At 46.9% G+C, this 12,463-nt stretch carries 9 protein-coding genes; all 9 read left to right on the top strand.

Features of this window, described 5'->3' with window-relative positions:
* Nucleotides 1-5 precede the first annotated feature (5 nt).
* The 9 genes from OXI21_RS00650 to tolQ all read left to right on the top strand — a co-directional run bounded on the left by OXI21_RS00650 (nucleotide 6) and on the right by tolQ (nucleotide 12,461).
* Entirely contained in the window at nucleotides 6-1,907 is a 1,902-nt protein-coding gene (locus OXI21_RS00650) for a HAMP domain-containing methyl-accepting chemotaxis protein (RefSeq protein ID WP_279617618.1), read from the top strand.
* Between the two features lie 88 nt (nucleotides 1,908-1,995).
* Nucleotides 1,996-6,357 (top strand): response regulator, encoded by a 4,362-nt coding sequence (locus OXI21_RS00655; protein ID WP_279617619.1) that lies wholly within the window; start codon nucleotides 1,996-1,998, stop codon nucleotides 6,355-6,357.
* Between the two features lie 11 nt (nucleotides 6,358-6,368).
* Nucleotides 6,369-6,713 (top strand): PilZ domain-containing protein, encoded by a 345-nt coding sequence (locus tag OXI21_RS00660; protein ID WP_279617620.1) that lies wholly within the window; start codon nucleotides 6,369-6,371, stop codon nucleotides 6,711-6,713.
* A 123-nt stretch (nucleotides 6,714-6,836) separates the two neighbouring features.
* On the top strand, nucleotides 6,837-7,622 hold the full coding sequence (locus OXI21_RS00665; RefSeq protein ID WP_279617621.1) for a TatD family hydrolase: 786 nt from the start codon (nucleotides 6,837-6,839) through the stop codon (nucleotides 7,620-7,622).
* A 13-nt stretch (nucleotides 7,623-7,635) separates the two neighbouring features.
* Nucleotides 7,636-9,045 carry a bifunctional D-glycero-beta-D-manno-heptose-7-phosphate kinase/D-glycero-beta-D-manno-heptose 1-phosphate adenylyltransferase HldE gene (hldE, locus tag OXI21_RS00670; RefSeq protein WP_279617622.1) on the top strand — a complete coding sequence of 470 codons (1,410 nt, stop codon included), beginning with the start codon at nucleotides 7,636-7,638 and terminating at the stop codon, nucleotides 9,043-9,045.
* 66 nt (nucleotides 9,046-9,111) lie between these two features.
* The gene (recA, locus tag OXI21_RS00675) at nucleotides 9,112-10,152 is read left to right on the top strand and encodes a recombinase RecA (protein ID WP_279617623.1); all 1,041 of its coding nucleotides are present in this window, start codon (nucleotides 9,112-9,114) and stop codon (nucleotides 10,150-10,152) included.
* 163 nt (nucleotides 10,153-10,315) lie between these two features.
* On the top strand, nucleotides 10,316-11,257 hold the full coding sequence (locus tag OXI21_RS00680) for an RluA family pseudouridine synthase (RefSeq protein ID WP_279617624.1): 942 nt from the start codon (nucleotides 10,316-10,318) through the stop codon (nucleotides 11,255-11,257).
* Between the two features lie 64 nt (nucleotides 11,258-11,321).
* On the top strand, nucleotides 11,322-11,726 hold the full coding sequence (gene ybgC / locus OXI21_RS00685) for a tol-pal system-associated acyl-CoA thioesterase (protein WP_279617625.1): 405 nt from the start codon (nucleotides 11,322-11,324) through the stop codon (nucleotides 11,724-11,726).
* Between the two features lie 9 nt (nucleotides 11,727-11,735).
* A complete protein-coding gene (gene tolQ, locus OXI21_RS00690; protein ID WP_279617626.1) occupies nucleotides 11,736-12,461 on the top strand; it encodes a protein TolQ in 726 nt (241 codons plus the stop codon).
* Nucleotides 12,462-12,463: the final 2 nt, after the last annotated feature.

The following is a 12,463-nucleotide window of genomic DNA, read 5'->3' on the forward strand; positions in this document are numbered from 1 at the left end:
CCACTATGCAACACAGTACTACTGCAAATAAAAGTCAAAAATGGGACATGGTATTTCTAATACTGTGCATTATTTTCTTTTTAGTATCTTCTGGGGCGACGATCTTCTTTGTCAATGAGCGCAATGAAAGAATCACCCAACTGCAAGTTACTCATTATCAAAAATCACTCTACTTAAATGAGTTAGACTATCTGCTTGGGCTGGAACTTCAAGGAGATAAGGATGCGGCCAAAGCGCTCTCACGCCAAACCGTAAAAATGCGTGATCTCGAAGAGAGTCTTAATACAGGTCGTAACAATTGGAAATCAATCTTAGTGAGCGCAGAACTCACCAATAATCAATATTTAGCGCTTCGTGACACTCCATTTTTCAATAAAGAGGATACTGTATCTGAAATCACGTTTTTAGCCAATGAAGCAAAATCGATTCTTGAAAAAGAGCGTAACCTTTCACAAACAGCAATGAACTATCTCCTACTGTTAAGCACTGCCGATAATATGATTGGCCCACTCTACTCAGGAGATCTAACCAAAACAAATAGTGCACTCAATTTTGCCAATAAACTTATAGAATTTGATCCAACCATCCTACCTGACAATATTCGTGATACCGCAATCGATGCAAATGAAATCTTTACAGCGCTTAGTGAAAACCGCGAAGAGATCAGCAACTTCATCAAAGAGGGTGTACTGACTATCGAAAAAACACGCACAGCCATTAAAGCAGAAGAAGCAAACGAGCTTGCTCCTGGTTCATCACTCAATGATCAAATTGCGGATATAAAAGATTCTTCTCAAAACACAATCTACGCTCTTGCTGGCCTTTCGGCTCTGCTACTTTTATTAATTCTAATTATTATCTTCCGCGTATTAAATGCTCGTAAAAATGACTCGTTTAATGCGGCGCGTCAAAATAAGAAAAATGAAGAGGCGATTATGGAGATGCTCGATGCGATGATGAAGCTCTCTGAAGGGGATCTCACCGTACAAGCGAAAGTGTCTGACAATATTACCGGAACACTTGCCGACTCCTTTAACGTCTCAGTTGAAGAGCTTCGCGCGTTAGTTGCTGCGGTTAACGCCTCATCGGATAACCTCTCAACATCGGTCACGAATACCACCGAGTTTGTTGATAACTATACTGAAGCGGCGCTTTCTCAGGCAAACCAAATTAGTGAGGCCGCCGATACCGTTTCTCACGTAGTTCAAGCGATGCTTGACGTATCGGCTCAAACCTCGGCGGCGGTTGATATCGCCATGAGCTCGACGGAAGTTGCTCGTTCAGGTTCTGAGCGGGTACGTTCAACCATTACCGGGATGGACCAAATTCGTGAGCACATTCAAGAAACCTCAAAACGCATTAAACGTCTTGGTGAATCCTCACAAGAGATCGGGGACGTTGTTGAGCTGATCAATGACATCGCTGACCAGACTCACATTCTCGCACTGAACGCCGCAATCCAGGCATCGGTTGCAGGGGAAGCCGGTAAAGGGTTCGCCGTTGTTGCGGACGAAGTTCAGCGCTTAGCAGAGAGAACCGGTAACGCAACCCAGCGTGTAGAAGACTTAGTTAAAACCATCCAGACCGACACCAACGAAGCAATCTTCGCGATGGAAAAAAGTACCTCTGAGGTGGTTAACGGGGCAAACCTTGCAGAACGCGCCGGGGAATCTCTCAACGAAATCGAATCAGTATCGGGCCGCTTAGCTGCGTTGATCCAAAGCGTTTCACAAGCATCACGCGAAGTATCCGAACTCGGTTCTAAAGTTAAAAGCAGTATGGATTCTGTTAAAGAGATCTCTGAGGAGAGCGTTAACAACACCAAAACAACGAAAAGCTCGATCGACCATATTCTCACCTTGGCGAACGAACTTAAATCGTCAGTGGCAGGCTTTAAGATTGATTAATCAAATGGCCCATGCCTATGAATAACCGATCGACCTATCACTTATTGGAAAGGAATCCCTTTTGTTAGAACAAACCATGAGATCTACTATGTATCAAGATAACCATGAGATGTTACAAAATATCAGAAAGATACGCGCCAACATGGTTCGGCGCTATCTCTCCTTAGGATTTGTAGACTCGAAAAAACCATCTCTATCCCTTGATCCTAGCGTTGTGGAATCCCTCATCGAACACGATGAGCAGAACCGCCCATTATGGGAACAAATTCAGCGCTACCTCTCCGAGCAGACGCCCGATATGGAGCGTTTCGAGAAGAGCCAATATTTCCATAAATTGATCAATCTGATCGAAGCGGTTGAAACCGACAACGCCCTCATTGATCCCGCGGTGGTTACAACGCTGGTTGACCAATTGTTAGTCGCTAAAGCAAGCAGTGCCAGCATTGCCGCAAGCCTACAACAAGAGGTTAAACACGATCTTCACCCTGAAGATTCTGAAGAGCTTGTTCTCCTAACGCCTGAGGTTCCTGCTGCAGAGGTTTCACGTGAAGCCCTCGGTGATGTAGATTTTAAAGGCCTTACAACCGCGCTTGAACTTGATTCAATCTACGAGCTCCAAAAGGAGCTTGCGATTTTAGATAATAATCCTCAGCCGGTATTAAGTGAGGCTCATCGCGAGCATATCGCACCTTTTATTGCGCTCTTTGAAACACATGGGTTACCAGACCTTGCCGCTGATTTTACTGCACGTATTGCCGAAAAAGGCTCGCGCGGATTTACCGCCTATATCGAACTTGTGGACCTCCTTGATGCGATTAAATCGGGCTTTACCTTTGAAGATCAGATCTTTAGCCAAGGGCTCTATCAAGCCTTAACACACTACAAAGGACAAGCCTCGTTTATTGCCCATCTTCGTGATCTTTTAGCGCAAGTGAAAGCCGATCTCTCAGTGATCGATAAACGCAGTTTTGCGAAGAAATTTACCGAAAGCTGCTCTGCCCTATCGAGCAATGCCATCATTGAATTACCCATTGATACGCTCCGTGATCTTGCCAATCCGTTAAGCAGTGCCGATGAATATCAAGCACTCCTTGAAAATGTGATCGCCCATACTGAGCATGAGTCTCACGAAGTTACAGAAAGTACCGTAGCCGCGCCAAAACAAGCCGCTCAAGATGCAAATGCAGCCGGTAAAGCTTCAACTCATCGCCACCCCTATTATTTAACCGGCGAAACAGAAGTCTCTCTAAAAGATGTTCCCGATTATGACGATGAACTCTTAAATGAGCTAAAAGAGAGTTATCGCGAAGAGGTGGAAACGGAAGTCTTCCCGCTTGTGGAAGAGTCGCTCGAAAAACTGAAAGAGCCGCCTTACGACGACAATACCATCCTCGATCTACGCCGCGCATTCCACACCTTAAAGGGCAGTGGTTATATGTCGGGCTTTATGTACGAAGGTGAAATTGCGTGGTATGTGGAATCGGTCTTAAATGGTTGCCGCGATAAGAAATATGCCTTCAGTGAGGCGATTTGGCACCATGCCAACGACGGTTATACCGCGATTAAAAAACTGCTCGCTGGCGAAGAGGTTTATGAAAATGAGCTCTTCCGTATCGTCTATCAAGCAGAATACTTAATGGAGCACGACGGGCAAATTCCGGTTCAAGAAGCGCCGGCGATTATGCTCCAAGATGACGACGAATTTATCAATCAACTCCGTACTGAGCTGCAAGAGAAAGAACTTCCTCTTGAGGAAGAGATCGTCTTTGAGCCGGTTCACGAAGAGATCGTCGATGATTCTGAGCTCGTCCAAAATATTTTAACCCTCATTGATGGCCTTGAGAGCGGTTCATACAATACGCTCCATCACCTCACTGAGGACCTGCGCTTACTGCTTCATAACAAACGCATTGAACAAAACGCGCAAGCCAATTCACTTGTTAAAGCGGTCAATTCAAATGCTCTACTCTATTTAGCGCACGGATTAAGCCCACAGCGCCGTACCTTATCGCTCTGGAAAAAAGCACTTGAAAGTGCGGTCCAAGCGATCGAAGGACGCACCGTTTCGCAAAGCGAATTTCAATACTATATTGAAACGCTCAGTAAACGCATTATCGAATACCCGGCGCTGCGTGATTCAAGCCAAAAACACGATGACTCGAACGAGATTGACAACGAACTTCTTGAGCTCTTCACTGAAGAGGCCCTCGAGATTCTTGAAAATACCGACGATGTGATCAACGAGTGGCGCGCAACTGAATATGATCCCACTTCCCCCTTATTAGGCGAGTTTAGACGCCTCATGCACACCCTTAAAGGGAGCTCACGCATGGTGGGGAAAGAGGATATCGGCCAATTGAGCCACGCGCTTGAGTCCTTGCTTGACCAAGCTTATATCGCGCTTTTCTCGAAAGACCCACGCCGTTTTGATCTACTCCAGCGTGCCCTCGACCATATTCCAACGATGCTCGAGAATAAAACCGCGCAGATGGACCAAGAGGCGTATAACATTCTCTCCTCACTCCATCTTCTCCTTGGGAACGAAACACCCCCAGAAATGGACCTTTTAGGGAAAGTAGAAGGGGATGAAAAAATCACTGAGGTGACCGAAGAGACGAGCTCGGCGGCACAGGCGGAGCTTGGTGCGATTCGTGTATCACCAAATAAATTGAGCTTAATGTCCGAAAATATTGCGGAAAACATTATTCTCAACGCGCAACAACAACGCAGCGTTAACCAGATTTTATCGTCGATTGAAGAACTCGACCGAACGATTGGTCGCGTTAATTCACAAGCTCGCCGAATTGAGATTGAGATGGAAGCGCAGATGGTCTCCCGTCACGCGCGTTTAGCCGATCACGGGGAATTTGACCCCCTTGAGCTTGACCGATTCTCAGAGCTACAACAGCTGACACGCCTCATCATGGAATCCGCGGGAGACTTAGATTCGCTCCGCAAAACCATCGATGCGCATGTCAATACGCTGACTAATAACCTTGAGAAGCAATCGCTCCTTCAATCCTTTGTTAACCAAACATTGAATGAAGTTAGAACCGATAACTTCCAGAGCATTATTCCGCGTCTACGCCGCTTGATTCGACAAGTATCGAAAGTGCACGACAAAACCGTAGAACTCACCACTGAAGGGACCGATATTTTCGTTGAGCGTATGCTGCTTGAGCAGATGCTCACCCCGTTTGAACATATGATTCGTAACTCAATCATTCACGGGATTGAAGATCCTGAAACGCGTAAAGCGAGTGGGAAAGAGAGCACCGGTAATATCTCAATTCATGTAACCAAACACGGGCCTGACCTTGTGATTCGCTTTGCCGACGATGGTGCTGGAATTGATATTGAAACAGCCCGCCAGAAAGCGGTTGAACTTGGTAAGATTAAAGCCGATGAAAAGATCTCAGATCAGCGCTTAATTGAACTACTCATGCTTCCTGGCATGACTACAGCAAAATCCCTCTCGCAAGATGCGGGACGTGGCGTTGGACTCGATATTTTAGCAAAAGCGCTCGTTCTTCTTAACGCGCGCCTCTCCGTTGAAAATATGCCCGGTAAAGGGCTTGCCTTTGAGATCGCGGTACCCTACTCGCTCACAACGCTGCAAACCCTGCTGGTTAGCATTGGTACAAAACAAGTGGCGATTCCGCTTGATAACATCATCGCGATCGACAAACTCGATAACGAAAAGATCGTCAATAATATGGCAAACTATCAAGGGGAATCCTATGAGATTCTACCGATCGGACGCGTGTATGGTGATCTTAGCTTTGGACAAACGAAAGAGAAAAACATCTACCTCTTCTACTCCATTGCCGGCCGTAAAGTCGCACTTGAGATTGACCGAATTGTCGCGCAGCAAGATATGATTATGCGCCCGCTTAACCCGCAAATTGCGCACATTCCAGGGATTTCAGGCAGTAGCTTACTTCCCGATGGAAGCATTATCTATATCATCGATATTCAGAGCATCATTAAAAATGAGAAACTACTCTCGATGATGCAAGATATGAGCATCGATGCGCACGCTGACGAGAGTGAAAAAGCGGCAATACCAACGGTCCTTATCGTCGACGACTCCATTACTATGCGTAAAGTAAGCTCGCGAATGGTTGAGCGGATGGGCTTACAATGGAAAGCGGCGAAAGATGGGATTGATGCGGTGGAAAAACTTGAAACCTTCACCCCAGACCTTATTATGCTCGACATTGAAATGCCGAAGATGGATGGATTTGAAGTACTCGCGCATCTCCGCGCAAGACCGCATCTTGTGGATGTTCCTGTCATTATGGTAACCTCGCGCACTGGGGAAAAACACAAAGAGCGTGCCATTTCACTTGGCGCAAATGAATATTGTGGTAAACCGTACCAAGAAGCCCAAATAACCGCTATAATAGAGAAGTTATTAGGCGATAAAATGAATCATAAAGAGAAGTAGAGGTTTAAACAATGAATCAACGATCGAGACAAATAGCCATTACGTTTAAGGACGCAGGCCAAGTAGTTGAGGCCTATATGCCCTTTCTGCGCGATGGTGGATTTTTCATTCCAACGGAACGAGAATTCTCGCTCGGCGACGAATTGTTTATCGTCCTCACCCTCCCCGATAACCCCAAACAGCGTAGTCCCGCCCCGGCAAAAGTCGTGTGGATCAACCCACCAAAAGCCTCTGGAGGACGCAAACAAGGGATTGGGGTTGCCTTTACCGGCGTTCAAGCGCCCACCATCAATGATCGATTTAAAAAAATTATCGATCAATCGGGAAGACGCTCAATGATGACCAACACCATGTAATATCGCCTACGACTTAAACTGATCAATCGCCGCATCTATCAACCCGATATGCGGCGATCGCATTTCTAGCGTTTTAATCACGCGCTTTCGTTTCACATCACTCAACACTCACTAATTATACTTATGCACTTTATCGATTCTCACTGTCATCTCGATTGCATTGATCTTGCTCGTTTTAACGACGATTTTGACGAGATGATGGCCCGTACTCTAGCTGAAAATGTTCAGCACATGCTTTGCGTCTCCATTAGCCTGAATAATTGGCACGCGATGCACGACACCGTTAAAAACTATCTCGACCGCGTCTCCCTTTCGGTGGGGATTCATCCTTGCAATGTTGAAGAGGAGCCGCTCCCAACGCTCGACAGTTGTGCCGAGATGTTAGCGCACCCAAATGTGATCGCCATTGGTGAAACTGGGCTTGATTACTACTACACCGAAGAGAGTAAATTACAGCAACAAGATTATTTTATTCGCCAAATCGATATCGCTAAAAAGACGCAAAAGCCGCTGATTATTCATACCCGAAGTGCCCGGGAAGATACCATCAATATCTTAAAGCATGAAAATGCGCGCGATGCTGGAGCGATTCTCCACTGCTTTACTGAAAATTGGGAGATGGCAAAGCAAGGGCTCGACCAAGGGTTTTACGTCTCATTTTCAGGGATTATCACCTTTAAAAACGCCGCCGAGCTTCGCGAAGTAGTGCGAAAAATGCCACTTGATCGTATTTTGATCGAGACCGACTCGCCCTACTTAGCACCGGTGCCGTATCGTGGTAAAATCAATTTTCCCGGACACGTTCCGGAAGTGGCGAAGATGATTGCCGAAATCAAAGGGCTCTCCTTAGAGGAGACCGCCGATCTCACCCGCAACAACTTCAACACCCTATTTAATACGCAATTTTAAAAGAGAGATCACTATGCCTGCGACGAAGAAAATTGCCGTAATTGGCGATGTCATGCTTGATTGTTACTGGATCGGTTCGACCCATCGAATCTCTCCGGAATCCCCGGTTCCGGTGGTTAATATTAAGACCATTGAGAAGAAACTTGGGGGCGCAGCCAACGTTGCGCTCAACATTCAAACGCTCGATCAAACCGTCTCTCTTGTGGGTTTAATTGGCGATGATGATGCCGGGCGAGATCTTAAAGATCTATGCCAATCGGCGGGAATTATCGATGCGCTGATTACCGATTCTCAGCATGCAACCATCAATAAACTGCGTGTGATTAGCCGTCAGCAACATGTGGTCCGCTGTGATTTTGAAGAAAACTATCCCGATACGCCGTCCAAATCGACCGTTGATCTGTGTAAAAAAGAGATTGAAAGTGCCGATGTGATCGTTTTATCCGATTACGGCAAAGGCTTTTTACAGCCGGTATCGGAGCTGATCGCTCATGCCCGCGCGCACGGTAAAAAAGTGATTATCGACCCAAAAGGCGATGACTTTACTAAATATCGTGGCAGTACGTTGCTTACCCCAAATTTAAGTGAATTTGAGAAGATTGCCGGTACCTGCCACAGCGATGAAGAGCTCTTTGAAAAGGCGCAAACAATGCGTGAAACGCTCGATCTTGAGGCACTGCTCATTACCCGCAGTGAAAAGGGCATGACGCTTTTTGAAAAAGATAAAGAACCGATCACCTTTTCCGCCCAAGCCCGCGATGTGTTTGATGTTACCGGTGCTGGCGACACGGTCATCGCGCTGATTGCGACCTTTCTTGCCAAAGATCACTCCCTACCGGAGGCGTGTCGCATTGCTAACTTAGGCGCCTCAATTGTGGTGGGTAAAATGGGCGCTTCCACCGTCTCTTATGATGAGCTTAATCGTGCGATGCGTGAAGCGTCAAGAGCGCACCACCGTATTTTAACGAAAGAGGAGCTGCTCGAAGAGATCAAGATCGCTCACGATCGCCAAGAAAAAATCGTAATGACCAACGGTTGCTTCGATATTATTCACAAAGGCCATGTTTCCTACCTTGAAGCCGCGCGCCGTCTTGGAGATCGTCTCATTGTTGCGCTCAATTCCGATGCATCGGTCAAACGCATTAAAGGCCCAGAGCGCCCCATTATGGACGAAGAGAGCCGCGCTTCGGTACTGGCGTCGCTATCGTCCGTGGACTGGGTCGTGCTCTTTGATGAAGATACGCCCGAATCCCTAATTAATGAGTTGCTGCCGGATATTTTAGTGAAAGGAAGCGACTACGAAGTGAGCGATATTAAGGGCGCCGAAGCGGTCTTAAACAATGGCGGCGAGGTGAAACTGATCGACTTTATCGACGGTTACTCCACCACCAAAGCGATCAACAAAATCAAACAACTTAGTTAAAAGTAATTCCCAATATATGCCATAATAGTGGCTCTTTAAATCTTTCTGATATTTGAGGACAAAATAATGGATGAGAATAAACGCAAAGCGCTTCAAGCCGCATTAAGCCAGATCGATCGTCAATTTGGTAAAGGCTCTGTCATGCGTCTTGGTGATGACCAATCACCTGCCGGGATTATTCCCGTTTCCACAGGATCAATCGGCCTTGACGTTGCCCTTGGTATCGGTGGATTGCCCCGCGGCCGTGTTGTCGAAATCTTTGGACCTGAATCATCCGGTAAAACAACGCTCACGCTTCACGTCATTGCCGAAGCGCAAAAAGCCGGTGGTACTGCCGCGTTTATTGACGCTGAGCACGCCCTCGACCCCGCTTACGCCGCAAAATTAGGCGTGGATGTAGAAAATCTCTACGTTTCTCAGCCCGATAACGGTGAACAAGCGCTCGAAATTACCGATACGCTCGTACGTTCAGGCGCAGTGGATATCGTGGTTGTTGACTCCGTTGCAGCCCTAACTCCGAAAGCGGAAATTGAAGGGGAGATGGGGGATTCGCACATGGGTCTTCAAGCCCGTTTAATGAGCCAGGCGCTCCGTAAATTGACCGCAAATATCCAAAAATCGAACACCCTTGTCATCTTCATTAACCAAATTCGTATGAAGATCGGTGTCATGTTTGGTAGCCCTGAAACCACGACCGGGGGAAATGCTCTTAAATTCTACTCCTCTGTGCGTCTTGATATCCGCCGTACCGGTGCGATTAAGAAAGGCGACGAGGTGATCGGCGCAGCAACTCGTGTACGCGTCGTGAAAAACAAAGTATCGCCTCCCTTTAGACAAGCGGAATTTGAGATCATGTATGGCCAAGGCATTGACACCTTAGGCGAAGTGATCGATCTCGGTGTCGATGGCGGATTTGTGGATAAAGCCGGTGCATGGTATAGCTACGGCGATACCCGCTTAGGCCAAGGAAAAGAGAACTCGAAACAGTTCCTCCGTGAAAATCCTGAAATTGCGCGCGAAATTGAAACGAAAGTTCGCGAACACTTTATCGGTAGCACCGGAACCCCTGCATCGGAAGAGGCGCCGGCTGATCCGGAGGATGAATAGAAGATCCCACGGATTCTGCGTCAGTGATTCAAGCCTCACTCTTTTAAGATCTACGGAACGTATTTAATTAAATGCCGATCCCTAGATCCGATGAAAAGCCTCCCCCTCTGGAGGCTTTTCCTTATTAATCTCTAGCCCTTTTTTACCCCGTTAGGAACTCCATATGACCGATTCAACGCCTGCCAATATGATTAAACGCCCGGTGATGATGAAGACCATCGATGCCAACCACGAGGGTCAGCGCATTGATAATTTTCTCATGGCGGAATTTCGTGTGCTCCCCAAAAGCCGAATCTATCAAATGTTGCGTAAAGGCGAGGTTCGCGTCAATAAAGGGCGTATCAAACCCACCTATCGGCTCAACAAAGGGGACATCGTTCGTCTCCCTCCAGTGCTACTTCCTAAAACGGAAACGGTGATCATTAGCGAGGCGGAAAAACAGCATATTCTCCACTGCATGATTGATGAAACAGCGGATTTTATTGCGATCAATAAAACCTCCGGCGATGCGGTGCATGCAGGCAGTGAGATTAAAGCGGGCGTTATTGAATGGCTTCGCGCGGCAAAACCGGAGTGTTCCTTTTTAGAGCTTGTTCATCGGCTCGATCGGGATACCAGTGGTATTTTACTGATCGCGAAAAACCGCAAGGCCTTATTAGCACTGCAACAGGCAGAGATTGAAAAGCACTACACCTTACTGGTTAAGGGCGCGCTAAAAAGCTCTCCGTTACGGGTGGATCTTGCGCTCGATACCGAACACCGAGATACCCAGCGCGAGCGCCATGTCACTCCCGATCCTGATGGCAAACCGTCTACCACCATTTTTACTGAATTAAGACGTTTTTCCACTATGAGCCTCCTTGATGCAGAGCTTATTACCGGACGCACTCACCAAATTCGCGTTCACAGTGCGGCAAGCGGATTTCCGATTATTGGCGATCCCCGATATGGCGATACGGCTATGAATCGTGAAGCGAAATCTTATGGCATTGATCGGCTTTTTCTCCACGCCTCCTTACTAAAATTTACCTTAAATGGCGCAGACTATACCATCAGCGCCCCACTCCCAAAAGCGCTCAACACCGTTTTATCTTCACTAAAGTAACGCTATTCCGCTATAATATTGGGAATTAATTTAAACGATTAGCAACCATATAAGAATCATTATCATGACGAGCACAACCGAATCATCGCCGTTTATTCTGCCCATTCGGGTCTATTACGAAGATACCGACGCGGGTGGCATCGTCTATCACTCGACCTACCTCAACTTTATGGAGCGAGCGCGAACCGAGTGGCTCTTATCCCGCGGGGTCAATCTGCATACCTACGCCGATACGGAAAAAAAGATGTTTGTGGTGCGCAATATCAGCATCAATTATCATAAACCGGCAGTACTTTGCGACGATCTTTACGTGGCAACAACCATTGCCAAACGCACCAAAACTCGCGTACACTTTGAACAGATTATCTATCGAGGCGAGGAGCGATTAACCTCGGGAATGGTTGAAATTGTCTGCCTTGACACCGATACCCGAAAACCCCTTCCTCTTCCTGGAATCTTCACGAATTAGGAGTAATTCATGCAATCTAGCGTCAACTTTTGGCAACTTATCCTTGAAGCGAGTCTCCCCGTTCAGATCATTATCGGGATTCTTGCGAGTATGGTGATCATTGCGATCTTCCTGATCTGGAAAAAATGGATTTTACTAAAATTTGCCACCCACCAAGTGACTAAATTTGAGCGTCTTTTCTGGTCGGGCGCCGATATCAATCAGCTTGCCAATCACACCCTTAAAAAAGATCAAAAACCGGTGGGCCTTGAGTCGGTATTTTTAGCGGGCTTTCAAGAATTTTGGCGCTTAAAAGATCATCTCAATTATTCCCCTGAATTGATCGCTAATAACGCCAAAAGTGCGATGTTTTCCGCAACGCAAAAAGAGGAGATCGCACTCAATAAGACGCTCTCTTGGCTCGCAACAACCGCATCAGTTGCCCCCTATATTGGGCTTTTAGGCACAGTAATTGGGGTAATGAACTCCTTTAGCGCGCTTGGCGCCGTTAAACAGGTAACGCTTGCACAGGTGGCTCCCGGGATTTCAGAGGCACTCATTGCAACGGCAATCGGGCTCTTTGCCGCGATTCCCGCATCGATGGCCTACAACAAATTTACCAACGATGTGAATAAGTTACTGATGCGGTATGATGGATTTATTGATGAATTTGCCAATATTTTATCGCGCCAATATATCCATCTCACCAAACAAAAATCGGCGCACACCCAATCATCTCACTCTAGAGAGGGGTAATT

Origin of the sequence: Ignatzschineria sp. RMDPL8A, from assembly GCF_029815055.1 — a bacterium.
Taxonomy (GTDB): Bacteria; Pseudomonadota; Gammaproteobacteria; order Cardiobacteriales; family Wohlfahrtiimonadaceae; genus CALZBJ01.